Here is a 20,831-nt window from a genome sequence, read left to right on the forward strand (position 1 = left end):
GGGCGATATTTATCGCCCTTTTTTTAGCTCGTATTAAAACTACCGGTTTATTTGTTAACTGCGCCAGAACGTTGGTGAGAACAAGACCAGCAATGAGAAGACCTCTAGTCGCCCAAATACCATGGCAATCACCAGTATCCATTTGCCTGCGTCAGTAACATCAGCATAGTTGGCCGCTACGCTCCCCAATCCCGGACCTAAGTTATTCAGCATGGCCGCAGTAGCGGTAAAGGCGCTTAGGTTATCTAAACCCGTGGCAATCAAGCCTATCATAATGATAACAAACACCACTGCATAAGCTGAAAAGAACCCCCATACGGCCTCTACTACTCTGTCAGGCATGGCACGGTCGCCAAACTTAACGCTGTATACCGCTTTCGGGTGAATTAGCCTATCAACCTCACGCTTGCCTTGTAGAAACAGTAAGCAGACGCGTACTACTTTTAAGCCCCCACCCGTGGAACTTGCGCACCCGCCGATAAAGCTTGAAAAAATAAGCATAATAGGGAGGAATGCCGGCCAGACTGAAAAATCAGTGGTTGCAAACCCGGCAGTGGTACTAATAGATACCGCTTGGATCATAGCTTGGTCTAAAGCCTGCTCTGCCGAGCTATAGTAGCCTGATAGCGTAAGTACTAGGAAACAAATCCCGATGAGTGAGGCTTGAATGATAAAAAACGCCTTAAACTCTGGATCGTTAAAATAGCCTTTAACCGAACGAGAGCTCACCGCCGCATAGTGTAATGAGAAGTTTAACGCAGCAATAAGCAAAAACACGGTACACACCACGTTTACCATAGGACTATTAAAATAGCCTAAGCTGGCGTCGTGGTTCGAAAAGCCACCAATAGCAACCGTTGAGAAAGAATGGCAAATCGCATCAAAAACATTCATTCCCGCAAGCCAGTATGCACCGGCACATGCAATGGTTATGGATAAATAGATGTACCACAAATGCTTCGCCGTATCGGCAATACGCGGAGTCATTTTATTATCTTTAACTGGGCCAGGAGTTTCTGCCCGATAAAGCTGCATTCCCCCTACTCCAAGGATAGGTAAAATGGCAACTGCGAGTACGATGATACCCATGCCACCTAACCACTGAAGTTGTTGACGGTAAAACTGTACTGAGTGAGGAAGAAAATCTATCCCCTCAATAACCGTAGCTCCAGTGGTAGTCAGGCCAGAAAATGACTCAAAGAAAGCATCGGTTACCGTCATGCTTGGTTGCTCTAGCAAGATAAGTGGAATTGCCCCCACGCTTGCTAGTACTGACCAAAACAGCGCAACAATCAGAAACCCTTCTCGTGCTCTTAAGTCATTTTTCTGCTGACGGTTGGGATACCACAATGCCATACCGCCGATGACACAAAATATAAATGCGAGGATAAAAGGCAGGCCACTGCCATCTTGATAAATCAACGACACGATAGCGGGTGGGATCATGGTTACGCTAAAAAGCGCAATTAATAACCCAAGTATTCGTATGATGGCACGGTAGTGCATTGTTTGTTATGCCTTTATTTTTATAGTGCGCATAAGGACTACTGAGCCCTAGTTACAATGTGCTTTTTGATATGGTTTCAAAAAGCGAATCTATCTACGTGAAACAAGGTAGATGAAATCCTATACGTTACGCATAGGGTTTTGATTATAGGACTATAATGAACAAGGGGAAACCTTTGTCTCCCCACTACATTAGGCTAATTACACATAAAGGCACCTGATCTTTTCACTAGGAAAAAACCAACCACTTTTATTTTTTAGTTTCCTATTTCATAGCAAGCACGGTTTTAACCATTTTAGTAATACTCGCATTGGCTTCACTAATGCTTTGCGCCAGCATATACGCAGGTGTAGTAACAAGCTTTGCGTCATTATCAACAACCACCTCATCAACTGGGCACTCTACATGCGTGGCTCCTAATGCATTCAACCCACCAGCCGTGGCTTCGTCATTGCCAATGGTCAGTTTAGTTTTGTTGCCATACACTTTTGCTGCTAGCGCAGGTGCAATACACGCGTACGCTGCGGGCTTTTTAGCTTGTGCAAAGGCTTTGCACACTGTCAGCACCTCTTCGTTAAAGGTACAGTTTTCACCGTCTACAGCAAACGTACACAGGTTCTTCGCAGCGCCAAAGCCACCAGGTAAAATAAGTGTATCAAAAGCAGTTACGTCGCACTCAGTCACGGGTTTTATATCACCTCGGGCAATACGGGCCGATTCTACTAACACATTTCGTGCTTCACCTTCTGATACCTCACCGGTTAAGTGATTGACTACATGCAGTTGGTTTACATCTGGAGCAAAACACTGATAAGACGCGCCTTCTTGCTCAATGGCTAAAAGTGTCAATACCGCTTCGTGTAACTCAGCCCCGTCAAACACACCACTACCACTTAAAATAACGGCTACTTGTTTCATATCGTCCTCCTAGACGCTATGCCATCTACTTATTCAAAATTTGGCTATTAAACACACAACTGTTCAAAAAAAGTTCTTAATAATACGTGTATACATTGTTAATGGTTATGCTACATTACTTGACCAACTTGGTTAAACCAAAAATAAACGTACACCAAGTTATCCACATAAAATGGAATGGTAAGTAGCAGGTACGCTGTTTTCACACCTAAGTTTCATTCCCTTATTTTTCTTGATTTGAAAGGTGATCTTTAACTTGACAAAGATCATCCGGATCACTGTGCCCAAAATTTTAGATCACAAAGTTATCCACAGGCGAAATGCGATCCGCTATCGACCTTAATGTTCCTTCATGATATGGCGATCTGCCCTAGCCTGTGGCATCCTTGCGCTCATATTCTCTATTGGAAAATCGCCATCTATGCCTGATTCTAAAAAGCCTCCATTTATTCTTGTCGATGGATCGTCATATCTTTTTCGTGCCTTTCACGGTTTACCACCATTAACCAACTCAAAAGGCCAAGACACCGGTGCTATTTATGGTGTTGTGAACATGCTTAAAAGCTTGATCAAACAATACAACCCGACGCATATGGCGGTGATTTTTGATGCTAAAGGCAAGACCTTTCGCGATGACATCTATAAAGAGTACAAAGCGAACCGTCCTCCGATGCCGGATGAGCTAAGAAGCCAAATCGAACCGTTGCACGCCATCATTAAGGCAATGGGTTTACCTGTTATTGTTGAGTCGGGTGTAGAAGCTGATGACGTGATTGGCACGTTAGCCAAACACGCCACAGAAAAAGGTATTGATACCCTTATCAGCACCGGCGATAAAGACATGGCGCAACTAGTAAATGAACATGTCACCTTAATCAACACCATGACAAACCAACTGATGGATGTCGAAGGTGTAAATACGAAGTTTGGTATTCCACCGGAGCTTGTGATCGACTTCCTTGCGCTTAAGGGCGATAAAGTCGATAACATTCCAGGTGTACCTGGTGTAGGTGATAAAAGTGCTCAAGCCTTGTTAAACGGTATTGGCGGTATCGACGACATATATAAGAACCTGGATAAAATTGCAGATCTATCGTTTAGAGGCAGTAAGTCGATGGCGGCTAAAATGCAGGAATACGAAGAGCAAGCTCGGCTATCTTATACCCTAGCTACTATCAGCATCGATCTTGACCTTGACTACGACGTTGAGACGTTAATGCCGTGTCAGGCAGATAACGAACAACTTCGCGATCTGTTTGCCGAATACGAGTTCAAACGCTGGCATGCAGAAGTAAGCGCGCTAATAGTTGGCGGAGATACCTCAGCTGCCAATTCAAGCGCCGACGAAAGCAAAAGTGACAGCGTAGAAGATACCGAACAAAGTTTAGCGGTAGAAATAGATAAGTCGAAGTATGAGACCGTGCTTGATGAGGCGCGTTTTAACGCTTGGGTAGCGAAGCTAGAAAAAGCCGAACTCATCGCTTTTGATACCGAGACAACCAGCCTTAACTACATGGATGCGGAGTTAGTTGGCGTTTCATTTTGTATAGAGGAAGGTGAAGCTGCTTATGTGCCTGTTGCTCACGATTATCCAGATGCACCCGCCCAGCTATCACGAGAATTTGTATTAGACGCATTAAAGCCTATTTTAGAATCGGACACCGTGATCAAAGTAGGTCAACACATAAAATACGACAAAAACGTATTAGCGAACTATGACATTACCTTAAACGGCATTGGCTTTGACACCATGCTTGAGAGCTATGTACTAAACAGTACCGCGCAGCGCCATGATATGGACTCACTTGCCCTAGCCTACCTTGGTCATAAAACTATTCACTTCGAAGAGATTGCGGGTAAAGGCGCAAAGCAGCTAACGTTTAATCAAATTAGCCTTGAAGAAGCTGGGCCTTATGCCGCAGAAGATGCTGATATCACGCTTCGCTTACACAACGCTATTTGGACTAAGTTGAAAGAAATTCCTGAGCTTAAAAATCTATTGATAGATGTTGAGGTTCCCCTAGCCTGTGTACTTTCTCGTATGGAACAGGAAGGTGTATTGATAGACAGCCAAAGGCTGCGTCAGCAAAGCCAGGATCTTGCCACCCGGATTGCCGAGCTTGAAAGTGAAGTACATGAGGAAGCTGGCGAGCCATTCAACTTAGGTTCTACTAAACAGCTTCAACATGTCTTGTTCGAAAAAATGTCGCTACCGATCATAAAGAAAACGCCTAAAGGGGCGCCGTCTACTTCTGAGGACGTACTGCAAGAACTTGCGCTTGAGTACCCGTTGCCGAAAAAGATCATGGAATACCGTGGCCTAACCAAGCTAAAGAATACCTACACGGATAAACTTCCTAAGATGATCAATCATCGTACGGGTCGAGTGCATACTTCTTATCACCAAGCAGTAACCGCCACGGGACGACTCTCTTCCACCGATCCTAACTTACAGAACATCCCTATCCGAAATGAGGAAGGACGCCGCGTACGTCAGGCATTTGTACCAAGAGAAGGAAATAAGTTCGTCGCTGCCGACTACTCGCAAATTGAATTGCGAATAATGGCTCACCTTTCGGGTGATAAGGGTCTATTAGACGCCTTTGCACATGGCAAAGATATTCATAAAGCTACAGCGTCTGAAGTGTTTGGTGTTCCACTAGATGAAGTAACCACTGAACAGCGTCGCAGTGCAAAAGCGATTAACTTTGGCTTAATTTACGGTATGAGTGCCTTTGGGTTGTCGAAGCAACTTAATATTCCACGTAATGAAGCACAGAAATATATGGATCTTTACTTCGAGCGCTACCCAGGCGTGCTTGAGTACATGGATTCAACACGTGAGAGCGCGAAAGAAAAAGGTTATGTAGAAACCGTATTTGGTCGCAGACTTTATTTGCCTGATATTAAAGCCAGTAATGGTGCACGTAGAAAAGGCGCAGAGCGCGCAGCGATAAACGCGCCTATGCAAGGCACAGCGGCAGACATTATTAAGATGGCGATGATCAAAGTTGATGACTGGATTAGAAAAAATGCATCTGATGATGTGACAATGATGATGCAGGTGCACGATGAATTGGTTTTTGAAATAAAAGAAGACAAAGTGGAAACCTATGTCTCTACTATTACTGCTCTTATGGAAAGCGCAGCTACGCTAAATGTTCCGCTGGTTGTTGAGGCTGGTGTGGGCGAAAACTGGGATGAAGCGCACTAGTTTGGTAATTAGATTACAGTTTTTACATTGAAAGGCGCGTTATATTCATTAAATTTGGTAATTTAATTACATAACACCCTTGCCTTTTCTGTGCTTTGTTGTAATATTACACATGTAGGGTACAGAGGTGAGAAAGCTGTTTTCAAACCTTTGCTTTAACCCCGACAGTTTTGTCGGGGTTTTTTTATATCTGCGGAAAATAAATAATTCATAAATATCAATAACTTAAAAAATAAAGCGAATTTTATCTTAATTTTTCTGAACTTCTCTATTTATCACGACTCTATATCTACGGTTTTTATGTGTTTTCTCTCAGTTTACGCCTCGCTCTATGCGGGGCGTTCTTTTTTCTAACACCCCATCATACCTATCCATCGGGCACGTCAGATAAGCACAAACGGTAAGGGTGAATTGCGCTACTGTACTTCGCTATCAGACTCTTCTGTTTCGTCTTGTTTATCTAAGCCAAACCACGTATCCAAAATACGCTCTAATTCGGGTAACCCGTGCTTATTTAATGACGAGAAGGTTTGCACGGTAACATCGCCCATAAATGCCATCGCAGCTTCACGCGCCATTAACAGCTGTGCCTTTCGCTTACCGCTTTTAAGTTTGTCGGCTTTAGTGAGAAGTGCCAGTACTGGAATATTTGAGGCTACTGCCCAATGGATAAGATCTTGGTCTAAATCTTTGAAGGGGTGACGAATATCCATTAAAACGACTAATCCTTTAAGGGACTTGCGCTTTTGAAGATATTCACCAAGTGACGCCTGCCACTTCTTTTTCATGGCTACTGGCACTTTTGCAAAGCCATATCCTGGCAAATCAACCAAGCGTAAGTCTTCTTCTAATTCAAAGACGTTGATCAATTGGGTGCGACCCGGTGTTTTACTGGTTCTTGCCAAGTTCTTCTGACGAGTTAACGTGTTAAGTGCACTCGATTTACCCGCATTAGAGCGGCCCGCGAACGCTACTTCAATTCCGGTATCATTCTTTAAATGACGAATATCAGGTGCGCTCGTAAAGAATTTTGCTTTGGTGTAATACGACATCTAGACTTACCTCCACATGCGTCTCAACCTTCGGTTTACAGTTTTTTAATGAATAAACCAACTAAAAACCATAGTTTTATCATGGAATAGGTTTTTCTGACGCGTTAAATGTGTAAAATACGCATGATATCACGTATATCACGCGAGCCGTTGGATCCATTTAAGAGATTTATTATGAAAAAACTGTGTTTGTTGGTATGTATGTCTTTAGGTTTAAGCGCAACTGCTATGGCAGAAGGCGACGCCGAGGCAGGTAAAGCGAAATCTGCAGTATGTGCAGCCTGTCATGGCCCTGATGGTAACAGCATGATTGACATGAACCCAAAGATTGCTGGCCAGCATGAGAAGTACATTGTTAAGCAATTAACCGAATTTAAACTTGCCTCTCAAACAGGTGGCGAGGAAGGTCGTAACAATGCTGTGATGAACGGCATGGCTGCCCCACTTTCAGAGCAAGACATGAAAGACCTAGCCGCTTATTTCTCAAGCCAAGAGCCAAAGGCGGGTGAAACACCAGAGCAATACGTTGAAGCTGGCCGTGCATTGTACCAAGGTGGCGACGAGTCTCGAGGCGTAACTGCATGTATCGCGTGTCACGGTCCTAAGGGCAACGGCATGGGCTTAGCAGGTTTCCCTGATATCAGCGGTCAACATGCAACTTACACTGCAGCTCAATTGAAAGCATTCCGTTCAGGCCAACGTCACAATGACATGAATGGCATGATGCGTGATATTGCGATGAAATTAACCGACGAAGATATTGAGATTTTATCTAACTATATCGCGGGCTTACACTAAGCATTACCGTTTTTGCACATTGTTGTTAAAAATTTGTTACCGAAAAAGTTGTATTTTGAAATTATTCGTGTAATCTAACGGCGTAGTTTGTAGGTGCCTTTGAAAAGCTACAAGCTAAATAACAAGAATAATAATAAAAATGCAGCATGGAAGACGGGATAAAGAGCCACGAGGGCCAAAAACAACAATACAGCTCTGCTAACAATAAAAATAAGGGGAGCACGGCTAGGGAAGCAAAATACACATAGAAGTGTATAACGGGAGAGGTGTCATCTGACACTCATACAATGTAAGGTGATGGTGAGAACCATCACCTTTTTCTTTTTTAAGCCCCTTATTATTGTTCACTTTCCTATGTACTGTCCTTTATGCAAAAGCGCTAACGCGCCATCTCACTATCACTCAGATAAAAAGCGCGATTACCTCCAATGCAATCAATGCAAACTCGTTTATGTTTCTCCTGAATTCTTGCCATCTAAAGAAGTAGAAAAGCAGGAGTATGACCTTCACGAGAATAGCTTTGAAGACGAAGGGTATCGAAAGTTTTTAGGAAAGGTTTTAACGCCACTTACACCTTTTATAAAAGACATGAAATTTGGTGAACTCCGAGGACTAGACTTTGGCTGTGGCCCTGCGCCTGTTTTAGCAAGTATGCTGGAAGAAGAAGGCGTTAGGATGAATATGTACGATCCCTTCTATGCACACAACTTATCGGTACTTGAGCAAAGCTATGACATAGTGACATGTACAGAGGCTATAGAACACTTTCACGCCCCTCATGTGGAATGGGCGCTTTTTAACAAACTTGTAGCTTCTGGTGGCGTTCTTGCCATCATGACCAAGCGCGTACTTGATAAAGCCAGGTTTGCAAATTGGCACTATAAAAACGACGTCACCCACGTTAGCTTTTTCAGCGAAGCAACCTTTCAATATTTGGCACAACGAGATGGCTATGATGTCACTTTTCCTGCCAGCGATGTCGTTCTATTGAGAAAGCGCTGAAACAAATTCCCGTAATACTTTATGTTCCCCGTATTGATTTTGCACTGCATACCCAAAGATCAATACGTAGACACTAATTCGCGCTATAATAGCGCTGTTTTTTCACTCTCTTTGTTATTTGGAAATTATGGCACGTTCAAAGAAATCACGTAAAGTCGGCCTAATCGGCGTTCGTAAAGATCCTGACTTTAAACCAAGCGAAAACCGTAAATCAGACTCGCCTCGCCCTAAAAAGCATAAAGGTAAGCCCGCTGGTAATCGCCACAATGTTGAACAGAAAAAAGTGACGGGCAAAAAGAGTGCTGAGAATAAAGATCCGCGCCACGGCAGTAAAAAGCCTATTCAGCTTGTAAAAGCAGTGACGCCCACCCCTGCTCAAAAGAAAAAGTACGCCACACCAGCCCAAGAACTGGCAGCGCTTGAAGCAGATCAACGCTTGTCAGATTTACTCGACAAACTTGACGACGATAAACCGCTCACCCGTGAGCAACAAGCTTATGTCGACGAGAAGATGGCACGCCACCGCATTCTTTGTGACCTACTAGGAATAGTAGAAGAGGATGATGAAGACGACGATATGGATCCGTTTAATGATTTAGACGCTATTAATATCGACGACTTTAAGCACTAATAAAAAACGGGAAAGAGTCATGCTTTGGGCAGTACTTTCAGGCATCGCGCTACTAATTATTCTTGCGCTAGGTTTTTACGCAGGCAAACTGCTGTTTATGTTAAAACAACAAAAAGAGCGACAAGAAGCGGCAAGGCAGTCGCGCGTAGCCACTATAACCGACAGTATTATAGTAATAGCTAAGGCGATGGAGCAGCAGCAATGTGATTTGTCAGAAGGCGTAATTCGCATCGTGAACTTGCTTAACGCGCTTCCAATAAGTACTCCGCCTGATTTTAAAGCGCAGTATCCCAACATTCATGCACTATTCACAGAGGTAAGCGGTTTTGCAATTTTAGAAGCAAGGCAACAGCTACCTAAGAATGAGCGAAGAAAGCAAGATATCGCTCGCGAGCAGATTGAATCGGAGTACGAATCTAAAGTGTTGGACGAATTACCACCGCTGAAGGCGTATTGTGAGACACTTATAGCCACTAAATAACGAGTAAGCGCTACGCTGATTTAAAAGATAAAAACTGATGCAATCAATATCGAAAATGGCCGAGTACAGTATGTAGTCGGCCATTTTTTTAACCCGGTTACCTTTGCCTATATCACTTTATCGCGAGGTCGCAGGTACGCTCGTAGCAATGACACCCTACCTCGTGGTCATTGACCATACCTACAGCTTGCATAAAAGCATAGCAAATCGTTTCACCTACGAAATTAAATCCGTGCTTTTTAAGTGCTTTTGACATTGCTTTAGACGCATCGGTTGATGTGGGTGCTTGCCTGAAGTCTTCCCATGCATTAATGACCGTACGTCCATCTGTAAATTGCCAAATAAAATCACTGAATGGCTGCGACGCTTCGATAGCTAAAAAACCCTTGGCATTTTTGATAACCGACTCTATTTTGAGCTTGTTTCTGATTATGCCGCTATCTTGCATAAGTCTGTCGACATCAGCGGGGCCCATCTTCGAAATTTTCTCAGGGTCGAACTGATAGAATGCCTGTTCAAAATTCTGCTGTTTTTTCAAAATGGTCAGCCAAGATAAACCAGCCTGTTGTCCATCGAGGCATAACTTAGCAAACAACGCGCGCCTATCTAGCTCGGGTACACCCCATTCGTTATCATGATACGCTAAATAAATAGGGTCGCTGCTTACCCAACCGCAGCGATGCAAAGGCATATTTTTTTCTATTTTTGTTTGATTGGGCATGGCTTAAGATTAAATCCTTGTTGTGAAGTGGCATATTGGCTTTATTCGTGACGTTTTTTCACCCTTTACACCTACATACTATGCCTCACAAATTGTATACTATCCCACCTTTATTTTAAGTCAGATAACTAATAAGCAGCGGATGTATGCAGAAATACGATATTAAGACCTTTCAAGGGTTGATCCTTGCGCTTCAAGATTATTGGGCGCGTCAGGGCTGCGTTATTATTCAGCCTCTGGATATGGAAGTGGGTGCCGGTACTTTTCACCCTATGACGTTCCTACGTTCTTTAGGTCCAGAGCCAATGAGTAGCGCCTATGTTCAACCGTGCCGTAGACCAACCGATGGTCGTTACGGTGAGAACCCAAACCGCTTACAACATTACTATCAGTTCCAAGTAATGCTTAAGCCTTCACCTGACAATATTCAGGAGTTGTACTTGGGCTCTTTGAAAGAGTTAGGATTCGATCCGCTGGTTCATGACATTCGCTTCGTAGAAGACAACTGGGAATCACCCACGCTTGGTGCGTGGGGTCTAGGTTGGGAAGTGTGGCTAAACGGTATGGAAGTAACTCAGTTTACCTACTTCCAGCAGGTAGGCGGTCTAGAGTGTAAGCCTGTTACCGGCGAAATTACCTACGGCTTAGAGCGACTCGCCATGTACGTTCAAGGTGTAGATAGTATCTACGACCTGGTTTGGACTGACGGCCCTATGGGCAAAGTGACCTATGGCGATGTGTTCCATCAAAATGAAGTAGAACAATCGACGTATAACTTCGAACACGCCAACGTTGAAGCCTTATTTAGAACCTTCGACGAATGTGAAGCAGAAAGCAAAAAGCTTATCGAAAACAACCTTCCACTTCCTGCCTATGAGCAGGTTATGAAAGCGTCACACGCATTTAACTTGCTTGATGCTCGTCATGCTATCTCAGTGACTGAACGCCAGCGCTATATTCTTCGCGTTCGAACGCTAGCCAAAGCGTGTGCAGAAAGCTATTACCAAGCACGTGAAGCACTTGGCTTCCCACTATGTAACAAGGAGGCATAAGCGTGCGTACAGAAAATTGTTTAGTTGAATTAGGTACTGAAGAACTCCCACCAAAAGCGCTTAAGTCTTTAGGTGAAGCCTTCGCCACGCAGTTTGAAGCTGCGCTTACGCAAGCTGACTTAAGCTTTGATTCAGTCAGCTGGTTTGCAGCCCCTCGCCGCTTAGCCGTTTATGTTTCAGGCCTTGCTGAAGGTCAGGCTGACAAAGTAGTAGAGAAACGCGGCCCAGCAGTATCAGCCGCGTTTGACGCCGACGGTAATCCCACTAAAGCAGCACAAGGTTGGGCTCGCGGTAACGGCATTGACGTTGCTGACGCAGAGCGCCTTGTAACTGACAAAGGAGAGTGGTTACTTCATAAAGCCCACGTTCCAGGGCAATCAGTTGTAGAGCTACTAGAAGGGCTGATAAACCAAGCAGTAAGCAAGCTACCTATTCCAAAGCCAATGCGTTGGGGTAATTACGACACTCAGTTTATACGCCCGGTTCACACCCTTTGCGTGCTTTACGGAAGCGAAGTGGTTAACGTTTCTGTATTGGGCTTAACAAGCGGCCGCGTTGTTCAGGGTCACCGATTCCACGGCGAAGGTCGCTTTGAACTGGATCATGCTGACAATTACGCCTCTGCCCTAGAGCAACAATATGTGCTGGCAGATTTTGAGGCGCGTAAAGATAAAGTGCGTCAGCAGCTTGAAGACGCAGCGCAAAGCTTGTCGCTTAAGCCAGACTATAATGAAGACTTACTAGAAGAAATCGCGTCACTTGTAGAGTGGCCGGTTGTACTTCAAGCTGGGTTTGATGAGGCTTTCTTGGCAGTACCGAAAGAAGCGCTTATCTATACCATGAAAGACGACCAAAAATATGTGCCGCTGCTAGATAGCGATGGTGCACTTTCAAACACTTTCTTATTTGTAACGAATATCGAAAGTCGCGATGCGTCTCAAGTTATTTCTGGCAATGAAAAGGTTATCCGCCCTCGTCTTGCAGACGCTGAGTTCTTCTTTAACAGCGATAAAAAGACGACATTAGAAAGCCGCCTTGAAAGCTTAGAAACCGTGTTGTTCCAAAAACAGCTTGGTACGCTAAAAGAAAAATCTGAGCGTATATCTGCCCTATCGGCGTTTATTGCGTCCCAAATAGATGCGAATGAAACACAAGCTGCACGAGCAGGTCTTCTAGCTAAAACCGACTTAATGTCGAACATGGTTATGGAGTTCCCAGACGTTCAAGGTGTTATGGGTAAATACTATGCGCTAAACGACGGTGAAGATGCGCCTGTTGCAGAAGCACTGTATGAACAATACATGCCGCGATTTGCTGGTGACGCACTTCCTAGTTCAGGCGTTAGCGCGTCGGTCGCGCTTGCTGACAAACTAGATACTCTTGTGGGTATTTTTGGTATTGGCCAGTTACCTAAGGGTGATAAAGACCCATTTGCGCTTCGTCGTGCAGCTATCGGTGTATTACGTATTGTCACTGAGCTGTCACTGCCGCTAGATCTTGAAACGTTAGTAAGCAAAGCTATCGATGTGTATGGCGATAAGTTAACGAATGCAGAAACACAGTCTCAGGTTGTTGATTTTGTATTGGGTCGATTTACTGCGCTCCTACAAGATCAAGCTATCGCCATTGACGTTATTCAGGCCGTTGCTGCTCGTCGCCCTACTAAGCCAGCTGACTACTTAGCCCGAGTTCATGCGGTAGATAAGTTCAGAGCATTGGAAGAAGCCGAAGCGCTAGCTGCCGCTAACAAGCGTGTTGCAAACATCCTTGCTAAGCAAAACGTTGAAGTAACAGACTCAGTGAATATTGATGAGTCACTGTTAGCCGAAGAAGCTGAAAAAGCGCTTTACGTTGAGCTGAAAGCCGCACAGAAAGAAGTTGATATTGCTGTTCCTTCACAGGACTACACGCGTATTCTTACTGCGCTTGCAACCTTACGTAATGTAATCGATAACTTCTTCGATAACGTAATGGTTATGGCTGATGACGAAGCGGTTAAGAATAACCGACTTGCTTTACTGTCGCTTTTAAGGCAACTTTTCCTTACTACCGCAGATATATCTATTCTCGCGAAGTCGTAGGCTAGTAAGAGTTAACGCGGTTTTATGCCGTGAAAAACAAAGAGCCCAGCCTTAACGTTGGGCTTTTTTATAAATGGAGACGCTGTGAAAAAGTTACTAACTATTGCTTCTATATGCATAACACTTTCAGCATGCTCAAGCAGTGGAAGTTTTAAAATTCCAGAAATAGCACCGGACGTGCCTCGCATTCAATTCGAAAACATGTTCCTAAGAGGTGTATTTAACTGGTGGGAGGCTGACCCTAGTTACAAGTTGAAACGATCAAATTCAGGCTGGACAGTGGACGTTGAACTCATAGCCGACGGACAACCTTATGATTTTAGGTTGTCAGATGCAAAATGGACGCCCTCACAAAGCTGTGGCGGCAAATATAAAGGGCAGCCTGTAATGTTAGGCTCCACTGTTTATTTAGTCTGTGAACAGGGCTCAGAGAACTTGCAATTTACCCCCTCCTCAACTGGCACCTATCGCTTTACAGCAACAGCAGCAAGTGCGGGGGAAGTCGCCTTGGTCGTGTCTAAATTGTAGTTAGCTTAGGTTTAACTATTCACCTTCTGCGAGAAAGCTCGCTTTTAGTCTTTTTCGCAGCAGGTATTTAAAAGAATTCTATTTCAAGTTCGGCTAGCATCATTGTCCCATCACCGTTTTCAACGAAATATAGATCGTACTTTGCATCATCTAGAAATACCTGCCAATAATCGTCATTACCCATTATTTCATCACCGTAAAGCGCCTTAACCTCAGTGCTAGGTTGTTCAAAATAGTGTTCTGCAAACTTCCAATCTTCTAGATTCTGTTTGTTTCTAAACACACTTTCGTAAACAGATAACTTACTTAGTTCTTGATAACTAAAGTTCAGTACAAGATGATTGCCATATACTTGAATAACATCACCGTTATCCGCATAAGCATCAAAAATTGGACGAAAGCCCTGCTCATCTAATTGCTCTATCGTTATGGTGTCACCCTGTTTACGCTTACTGTCAACAAAGGCGATAACTTCATTGTATTGATATGCCTTCTCAGTTTCATTGCTTGAATCTTTTATATAAGCAGTATCCGTATATCCATACTCGAAGCCGTTAACTAGCCATTCCTTTTCACCGTTTATAATTTTCAAATCTATTATTACATCAAGATTTACATCAGCTTTCTTTTTAAGAGTAAATCGGTATTTGCCTCTTTCAATTTGATTCCCCTCAGGCAACCGTTTTAACAATTCCGCCTTTTTAGTCTCGTAGCCGACTTTCTCTTCTATTAGCCAATCGCTGTTAAACCGGTTATCAAAGGCAATAGAATTAGTAAGGGTTGTTGATACCCAGTGATTTTCTGTAGTCACTTTTTTTACTATTCCTTTGTGGGTCACCACCCAAAGGTTTCTCCCATAAGAATACAGCACGGTGTCTTCGTTAACGCTATACGTTGACGTAGGTGTACCGAGTACGCTCAGCATACTTGTTACACTTTCATTGATTGTTAAGCCAAATACACCACCTTTAAGGGAGATATTATTGTTCTGTAGCGGTGGCTGGGATTTATTGATACTTGGTGTTCGAGATATAGAAAACTTTACCTCGTCTTCAATGACTAGCACGGTTTCTTTTTCTGCTCCGTTTGTCACTGTTACCGATTTATCGGCATTATCTACAATCTTATAATTAGTTTGTGCTAATGCGCTTGGTACCGTGTGGAGCATTAGCAATCCCATGCATGCAATGACTGTTTTTTCCATAATATTTTCCATCCCTTTATGTCCATTATTTAACGTTTATTTGCTTATTGAGTATTTTTATATTGCTCACCTATCGCATTTATTTCATTTTTGTATTTCTTCGCGGTTTCAGGGTGCCTTAAGACGCTTGATAATCTTACCTCTACATTCGCAATCATTTTTCTCAACGGGTAATGCTCCAGCTCGTCTACTTGACTCAAAAATATGGCGATATCTTTCAAATCAGATATACAACATGATTTAATATCAACGCTGTATTGCTTAGCCAAAAATTTCACCATGCCATCACTTGTCGACGTACTATTACTGGTTAGTGGCTGTAGTGGCATATCTTCTATGTCTTTCTTGAAGCTTACCGTCATATCTACTGACTGGTGCAGCAGCTTTACTGCTGTTAGGCCTGCACTATTTACATAAGAACCAATTCGATTATCAAGGGCTGCTAAGCTTTCGCTCTTAAGGTTAATTTTGGCATCAATAAATACTTGCTTAGCACGAAGTGCTATTTCGCTCGCATAAGAAATGTGGTTTAAATCTTCTAGAAAAATACCTTTAACTTTGGTATCTAGAATGATGTTCGCTTTTTCAATGAGAACAGCCTGGGCTTTCTTGGCCTCTGATAGTCGAATCTGAGACTCTGTAAGTCCAGCCTGTTTTGAACAGCCTATTATTAAAAACGTTACGAAGATGGAAATAATACACAAACGTCCTGTCATTTATATGTCCCTGTTTTAGTTGATAAGACTACTTATCAGCTTGTTACATAAATTTATACTAGAACAACTTTTACTCTTTTGTAAGGCTCTTCAATATTTCGTTAAGATACATTTTCGTACACAAAAAAAAACGACCCTACCTGGGTCGTTTTTAAAATATGCATCATTAAATAAATAATCTACACGTCTAAGTTTTCCACTTTAAGCGCGTTAGCTTCGATAAACTCTCTACGAGGCTCAACTTGGTCACCCATCAATGTAGTGAACAGCTGATCACAACCAATGGCATCCTCAATGGTAACTTGTAGCATACGGCGGCTTTCAGGATCCATGGTGGTTTCCCAGAGTTGCTCAGGGTTCATTTCACCTAGCCCTTTATAGCGCTGAATGTATTGGCCGCGTTTCGCTTCGTTCATTAGCCACTCTAGTGCTTCTTTGAAAGACTCAACTGGCTGTCTACGCTCGCCACGCTGAATATAGGCGTCTTTGCCCATCATGTCGTTAATGGCAAGGTTAAGCTCTTTAAGACGCTGGTATTCAGACGACTCGATAAACTCATGATCGATAATGTACTCATAATCAATTCCGTGCATACGCATAATGATTGTAATGTAGTACTCGCTAAGTTCAGCATCAGTGCGAATTTCATAACGGTATGTAGCACCATCGTTTTCGCGCTCTGTAAGCTGCTCTACGAAGTGTTTCGCCACATGCTCTAGTGCAGACTCATCTTTAAGGTCTTCAAGGTTTAGCGTAGGCGTGTAAAGCATTCTGTAGAGGATAGATGCAGGCATAAGACGTTTCATACGTGCAATCATCTTCTCTACCGATTGGTACTGCTTAACAAGGTTTTCAAGGCCTACACCACTAATACCTGGGTCTTCATCGCTGGTGTGCAAAGACGCACCGTCAATGGCGATTGATGTTAGGTAGTTAGTTAGGGCATCGTCATCTTTAAGATACTGCTCTTGTTTACCCTTCTTCACTTTGTATAGCGGTGGCTGTGCAATATATACATATCCACGCTCAATGATTTCAGGCATTTGACGATAGAAAAATGTGAGTAGAAGCGTACGAATGTGAGAACCATCTACGTCAGCATCGGTCATGATAATGATGCTGTGATAGCGTAATTTTTCAGGGTCATACTCGTCACGACCGATACCACAACCTAGTGCCGTGATAAGCGTCGCAACTTCCTGAGAAGAAAGCATCTTATCAAAACGCGCTTTCTCAACGTTTAGGATTTTACCTTTAAGTGGCAGAATAGCTTGGTTTTTACGGTTACGACCCTGCTTAGCTGAACCGCCCGCAGAGTCACCCTCCACTATGTATAGTTCACTAAGTGCAGGATCTTTTTCCTGACAGTCAGCTAGCTTACCCGGCAGACCAGCCAAATCTAACGCACCTTTACGGCGTGTCATTTCACGGGCCTTTCGTGCAGCTTCACGAGCACGAGCAGCATCAATAATTTTACCCGCAATGATTTTACTTTCTGCAGGGTTTTCTAATAAAAACTCTGCTAGCTTTTCGTTCATTGCCGACTCAACTGCTGGACGAACTTCAGAAGATACAAGCTTATCTTTTGTCTGTGAGCTGAATTTCGGATCTGGTACTTTAACGGAAATAACCGCGGTTAGACCTTCACGCGCATCGTCACCACTGGCATTCGTTTTTGCCTTTTTGTTCAGGCCTTCCTTTTCCATGTAGTTATTCAATGTACGCGTCAACGCTCCACGGAAGCCCGCCAAGTGAGTACCGCCGTCGCGCTGAGGAATATTGTTGGTGAAACAGAACACGTTTTCTTGGAAGCTATCGTTCCATTGCATCGCTACTTCTACTGCAATACCGTCTTCTTGTTCACTGCTGAAATGAAACACTTTCTGGTGAACAGGTGTTTTCTTTTCATTTAGGTACTCAACGAAAGCTTTGATACCACCTTCGTACATGAAGTGGTCTTCTTTTCCATCGCGTTCGTCTTTTAAGCGAATAGACACACCAGAGTTCAGGAATGATAGTTCACGAAGACGTTTAGCAAGGATATCGTAGTGGTAAAGCGTATCTGTGAAGGTGTCTGAACTTGGCCAGAAACGGATCATAGTTCCCGTTTTGTCAGTATCGCCTGTTACGGCTAGTGGCGCCTGTGGAACACCATGATGATATTCTTGTTCATGCGCTTTACCACCGCGACGAATACGAAGCTTCAGTCGGCTTGAAAGTGCGTTTACTACTGATACACCTACACCGTGCAAACCGCCCGATACTTTATAAGAGTTATCGTCGAACTTACCGCCGGCGTGAAGAACCGTCATAATAACTTCAGCTGCAGACACACCCTCTTCTGGGTGCAATTCAGTTGGTATACCACGTCCATCGTCAGACACAGATACTGAGCCATCGCTGTGAATGAGCACAGTAATCTCAGAACAATGTCCAGCAAGTGCTTCATCGATAGAGTTATCGACCACCTCGAAAACCATGTGGTGTAATCCGGTACCATCATCAGTATCACCGATATACATACCAGGACGCTTTCTTACGGCATCTAATCCTTTAAGTACTTTAATACTGGACGAGTCGTAGTTGTTCTCTGCTGACATACTAGCTTTTACTCCTCTTTCACGCTTCCATGTTCCACGTGAAACATTTTCTTTTCGTTGTATTTTTGTATAAAAGCGAGTTGCGTGGATTCTATTGCAGTAACGAAAACCTGCGTATCCATTTTGAGCAACCCATCAATAAATTGTTCTCTTTTATCGGCATCTAGTTCGGCACCTACATCATCAAGCAAAAAGATACTTTTACGCTGCGTTGCCTTATTAAATAGCTTAGTCTGTGACATTTGAAGCGCTGCCACAGCCATTCTAAGCTGTCCTCTCGATAAAAGCTCCTGGGCGTTTACTCCATTCACTTTAAGCCTTAAATCGGCTTTATGGGGCCCAGAGGAGGTATGTCCTATTTTACCATCATACTCACGTTTTTTAACTAGGCTTTCTGATAAACCGACATCTTTTTCCCACCCTTTATAGTAACTTAATTCCACGTCGAAGTTAGGAAGAAATTCTTGCGCGTACTGCTTAAAAATAGGTGTAAGGGTATCCACATATTCCTGACGAGTAGCCGATAAAGACTCACCTAGTTCTGAGAACTGAGACTCCCAATATTGATTTTGTGGTGCGCTTAAATTTGCCTGCTGTTTCAGTAAGGCATTTCTGTGTTTTAAAAATTTTCCATACTGATTAGCAAGTGATTGAAACTGATGTTTCACGTGAAACAATCCCCAATCACAAAAACGTCGACGCTCGGAAGGCGAACCAATTATAAGGTCAGTACTCTGCGGAGTAAAAAGTTGAAGTGGTACCAAGCTAACTAAATCTGATAACTTATTTGAATGTTCACCGTTAATACTACAGGTGAATGTCTCATTTCTACTTCGTTGAAAACCTAGCTTTAATTCATCCCCTTCTTCAGTTTTGCATGACGCGAAAACACTGAAGTTGTCCTTCTCATTTTGAATAACCGAACTGTGTTTATTTGTTCTAAAAGAACGTCCAAAACCTAGGTAATAAAGTGCTTCGATTAACGAGGATTTCCCACTCCCATTCACGCCTTTAATGATAGTCAGCGCTGGTGAAGGAGAAAGTGATACGGAAGTAAGATTACGAAACTGTGTAATCTGGACGCGGTCCAGTTTCATGAGGTCACACTAATGAAAGAAAAGAAGCGATGAGTATCAACACTCATCGCTTCTTGAATTGATAATTTAAATGACAAAATAACGTGGAATATGCGAAACGCTGCAAACACTTAATGTAGTAGTGACTACAGTCGCATTGGCATAATAACGTATAACGCGGCGTCATCAGCATCATCTTCGATTAGCGCACTCGCGTTTGAGTCTGATAGGCTCACTTTAACGCCATCAGATCCAAGCGCATTCAATACGTCAATTAGATAGGCAACGTTAAAGCCAATTTCTAAATCGTCACCTTGATATTGAACATCAACGATTTCTTCCGCTTCTTCTTGCTCTGGGTTATTAGCCGTTATCTTAAGCTCACCAGAAGACAAGTTTAATCGTACGCCTCTAAACTTTTCGTTAGATAGAATGGCCGCACGTGAAAAAGCTTCTTTTAATACAGCTTTACTCGCAATAATTTCCTTGTCGCCATTTTGAGGTAAAACACGGCGATAATCAGGAAATCTGCCATCAACTAATTTCGAAGTAAAAATGAAATCGTTTGAGAAAATTCGAAGATGGTTGGCGCCTATTTGCACCTTAAGAGATTTGTCATCTTCGCTAATAAGACGAGAAATTTCTAACACACCTTTACGTGGAATAATTACCTGACGAGATGGCAACGTGGTCTCATAGTTTAGGCGACAAAGTGCAAGGCGGTGACCATCTGTAGCAACGGTACGAATGATATTCTCTTCCGTTTCAAGGGACATACCATTTAAGTAATAACGTACGTCTTGTTGAGCCATTGAGAAGCTCGTTGCATCAATAAGACGTTTTAGATCACTGCACGATAATTCAAACTCAACTTCGCCTTCCCAGTCTTCTAGATTTGGGTAGTCGTTGGCAGATAAAGTAGAAAGCGTATAACGACCTCGACCGGCACGAATAAGTGCTTTGCTGCCGTCTAACGAGAAATGAATATCTGTTCCTTCAGAAATACCGCGAATAATATCAAACAGCTTTTTAGCAGGAACAGTAATTTCACCTTCCGTGAATTCACCTTCTAATTTCACGCTAGAAATTAGTTCTACCTCTAAATCTGTACCAGTAAGCCAAAGTGCGTCCTCACTTACTTTGATGAGAACATTGGAAAGAATTGGCAGTGTGTGTCTACGCTCTACAGCACCAGATACCAACTGTAGGGGTTGTAAAAATTGTTCGCGGCTTATAGTAAATTTCATCGC

The 20,831-nt window shown here is 43.2% G+C and carries 17 protein-coding genes; 8 read left to right on the top strand and 9 right to left on the bottom strand.

Annotation, left to right across the window (positions count from 1 at the left end; all coding sequences use genetic code 11):
* Positions 1 to 54 precede the first annotated feature (54 nt).
* On the bottom strand, positions 55 to 1,506 hold the full coding sequence (locus ACFI6L_RS06930) for a TrkH family potassium uptake protein (protein ID WP_014947725.1): 1,452 nt from the start codon (positions 1,504 to 1,506) through the stop codon (positions 55 to 57).
* A gap of 265 nt (positions 1,507 to 1,771) precedes the next feature.
* On the bottom strand, positions 1,772 to 2,425 hold the full coding sequence (gene elbB / locus ACFI6L_RS06935; protein ID WP_014947724.1) for an isoprenoid biosynthesis glyoxalase ElbB: 654 nt from the start codon (positions 2,423 to 2,425) through the stop codon (positions 1,772 to 1,774).
* A 421-nt stretch (positions 2,426 to 2,846) separates the two neighbouring features.
* Here elbB and polA point away from each other — a divergent pair, with 421 nt between their 5' ends.
* Positions 2,847 to 5,639 (top strand): DNA polymerase I, encoded by a 2,793-nt coding sequence (gene polA / locus ACFI6L_RS06940; RefSeq protein WP_462573664.1) that lies wholly within the window; start codon positions 2,847 to 2,849, stop codon positions 5,637 to 5,639.
* Between the two features lie 416 nt (positions 5,640 to 6,055).
* Here the strand turns inward: polA and yihA are convergent, their stop codons facing one another.
* A complete protein-coding gene (gene yihA / locus ACFI6L_RS06945) occupies positions 6,056 to 6,691 on the bottom strand; it encodes a ribosome biogenesis GTP-binding protein YihA/YsxC (RefSeq protein WP_014947722.1) in 636 nt (211 codons plus the stop codon).
* Between the two features lie 174 nt (positions 6,692 to 6,865).
* Here yihA and ACFI6L_RS06950 point away from each other — a divergent pair, with 174 nt between their 5' ends.
* The 4 genes from ACFI6L_RS06950 (at position 6,866) to ACFI6L_RS06965 (ending at position 9,603) form a co-directional block, all read left to right on the top strand.
* Positions 6,866 to 7,489 (top strand): c-type cytochrome, encoded by a 624-nt coding sequence (locus ACFI6L_RS06950; protein WP_014947721.1) that lies wholly within the window; start codon positions 6,866 to 6,868, stop codon positions 7,487 to 7,489.
* Between the two features lie 300 nt (positions 7,490 to 7,789).
* Complete coding sequence (locus tag ACFI6L_RS06955) at positions 7,790 to 8,491, top strand: class I SAM-dependent methyltransferase (protein WP_080986387.1); 702 nt, start codon at positions 7,790 to 7,792, stop codon at positions 8,489 to 8,491.
* A gap of 127 nt (positions 8,492 to 8,618) precedes the next feature.
* Positions 8,619 to 9,122, top strand: coding sequence for a Der GTPase-activating protein YihI (gene yihI / locus ACFI6L_RS06960; protein ID WP_014947719.1), 504 nt, complete (start codon positions 8,619 to 8,621; stop codon positions 9,120 to 9,122).
* A 19-nt stretch (positions 9,123 to 9,141) separates the two neighbouring features.
* Positions 9,142 to 9,603 carry a DUF2489 domain-containing protein gene (locus ACFI6L_RS06965; protein ID WP_014975247.1) on the top strand — a complete coding sequence of 154 codons (462 nt, stop codon included), beginning with the start codon at positions 9,142 to 9,144 and terminating at the stop codon, positions 9,601 to 9,603.
* A 112-nt stretch (positions 9,604 to 9,715) separates the two neighbouring features.
* On the opposite strand, the gene ACFI6L_RS06970 is transcribed toward ACFI6L_RS06965, so the two are convergent.
* A complete protein-coding gene (locus ACFI6L_RS06970) occupies positions 9,716 to 10,324 on the bottom strand; it encodes a DNA-3-methyladenine glycosylase I (protein WP_156077633.1) in 609 nt (202 codons plus the stop codon).
* Positions 10,325 to 10,470: 146 nt separating this feature from the next.
* Between ACFI6L_RS06970 and glyQ the strand changes: the two genes are divergently transcribed.
* The 3 genes from glyQ to ACFI6L_RS06985 all read left to right on the top strand — a co-directional run bounded on the left by glyQ (position 10,471) and on the right by ACFI6L_RS06985 (position 13,985).
* Positions 10,471 to 11,376 (top strand): glycine--tRNA ligase subunit alpha, encoded by a 906-nt coding sequence (gene glyQ / locus ACFI6L_RS06975; protein WP_014947716.1) that lies wholly within the window; start codon positions 10,471 to 10,473, stop codon positions 11,374 to 11,376.
* 2 nt (positions 11,377 to 11,378) lie between these two features.
* On the top strand, positions 11,379 to 13,457 hold the full coding sequence (gene glyS, locus ACFI6L_RS06980) for a glycine--tRNA ligase subunit beta (protein WP_462573665.1): 2,079 nt from the start codon (positions 11,379 to 11,381) through the stop codon (positions 13,455 to 13,457).
* Between the two features lie 84 nt (positions 13,458 to 13,541).
* A complete protein-coding gene (locus ACFI6L_RS06985; protein WP_462573666.1) occupies positions 13,542 to 13,985 on the top strand; it encodes a hypothetical protein in 444 nt (147 codons plus the stop codon).
* A gap of 67 nt (positions 13,986 to 14,052) precedes the next feature.
* Here the strand turns inward: ACFI6L_RS06985 and ACFI6L_RS06990 are convergent, their stop codons facing one another.
* The 5 genes from ACFI6L_RS06990 to dnaN all read right to left on the bottom strand — a co-directional run bounded on the left by ACFI6L_RS06990 (position 14,053) and on the right by dnaN (position 20,828).
* Positions 14,053 to 15,189, bottom strand: coding sequence for a hypothetical protein (locus ACFI6L_RS06990; RefSeq protein ID WP_348670813.1), 1,137 nt, complete (start codon positions 15,187 to 15,189; stop codon positions 14,053 to 14,055).
* A 44-nt stretch (positions 15,190 to 15,233) separates the two neighbouring features.
* The gene (locus ACFI6L_RS06995) at positions 15,234 to 15,905 is read right to left on the bottom strand and encodes a hypothetical protein (RefSeq protein ID WP_462573667.1); all 672 of its coding nucleotides are present in this window, start codon (positions 15,903 to 15,905) and stop codon (positions 15,234 to 15,236) included.
* Positions 15,906 to 16,084: 179 nt separating this feature from the next.
* Entirely contained in the window at positions 16,085 to 18,505 is a 2,421-nt protein-coding gene (gene gyrB, locus ACFI6L_RS07000) for a DNA topoisomerase (ATP-hydrolyzing) subunit B (RefSeq protein WP_014947711.1), read from the bottom strand.
* 8 nt (positions 18,506 to 18,513) lie between these two features.
* On the bottom strand, positions 18,514 to 19,602 hold the full coding sequence (recF, locus tag ACFI6L_RS07005; RefSeq protein ID WP_462573668.1) for a DNA replication/repair protein RecF: 1,089 nt from the start codon (positions 19,600 to 19,602) through the stop codon (positions 18,514 to 18,516).
* A 125-nt stretch (positions 19,603 to 19,727) separates the two neighbouring features.
* Positions 19,728 to 20,828, bottom strand: a complete 1,101-nt coding sequence (gene dnaN, locus ACFI6L_RS07010; RefSeq protein WP_014975240.1) for a DNA polymerase III subunit beta — start codon at positions 20,826 to 20,828, stop codon at positions 19,728 to 19,730.
* Positions 20,829 to 20,831 lie beyond the last annotated feature (3 nt).

The sequence above is a fragment of the Alteromonas sp. G4i35 genome, from assembly GCF_054960375.1.

Coding starts and splice junctions, on each gene's coding strand:
- dnaN (WP_014975240.1), bottom strand. CDS start 20,828: ATGAAATTTACTATAAGCCGCGAACAATTTTTACAACCCCTACAGTTG.
- ACFI6L_RS06990 (WP_348670813.1), bottom strand. CDS start 15,189: ATGGAAAAAACAGTCATTGCATGCATGGGATTGCTAATGCTCCACACG.
- recF (WP_462573668.1), bottom strand. CDS start 19,602: ATGAAACTGGACCGCGTCCAGATTACACAGTTTCGTAATCTTACTTCC.
- yihA (WP_014947722.1), bottom strand. CDS start 6,691: ATGTCGTATTACACCAAAGCAAAATTCTTTACGAGCGCACCTGATATT.
- elbB (WP_014947724.1), bottom strand. CDS start 2,425: ATGAAACAAGTAGCCGTTATTTTAAGTGGTAGTGGTGTGTTTGACGGG.
- ACFI6L_RS06995 (WP_462573667.1), bottom strand. CDS start 15,905: ATGACAGGACGTTTGTGTATTATTTCCATCTTCGTAACGTTTTTAATA.
- polA (WP_462573664.1), top strand. CDS start 2,847: ATGCCTGATTCTAAAAAGCCTCCATTTATTCTTGTCGATGGATCGTCA.
- ACFI6L_RS06950 (WP_014947721.1), top strand. CDS start 6,866: ATGAAAAAACTGTGTTTGTTGGTATGTATGTCTTTAGGTTTAAGCGCA.
- yihI (WP_014947719.1), top strand. CDS start 8,619: ATGGCACGTTCAAAGAAATCACGTAAAGTCGGCCTAATCGGCGTTCGT.
- ACFI6L_RS06965 (WP_014975247.1), top strand. CDS start 9,142: ATGCTTTGGGCAGTACTTTCAGGCATCGCGCTACTAATTATTCTTGCG.
- glyQ (WP_014947716.1), top strand. CDS start 10,471: ATGCAGAAATACGATATTAAGACCTTTCAAGGGTTGATCCTTGCGCTT.
- ACFI6L_RS06930 (WP_014947725.1), bottom strand. CDS start 1,506: ATGCACTACCGTGCCATCATACGAATACTTGGGTTATTAATTGCGCTT.
- ACFI6L_RS06970 (WP_156077633.1), bottom strand. CDS start 10,324: ATGCCCAATCAAACAAAAATAGAAAAAAATATGCCTTTGCATCGCTGC.
- gyrB (WP_014947711.1), bottom strand. CDS start 18,505: ATGTCAGCAGAGAACAACTACGACTCGTCCAGTATTAAAGTACTTAAA.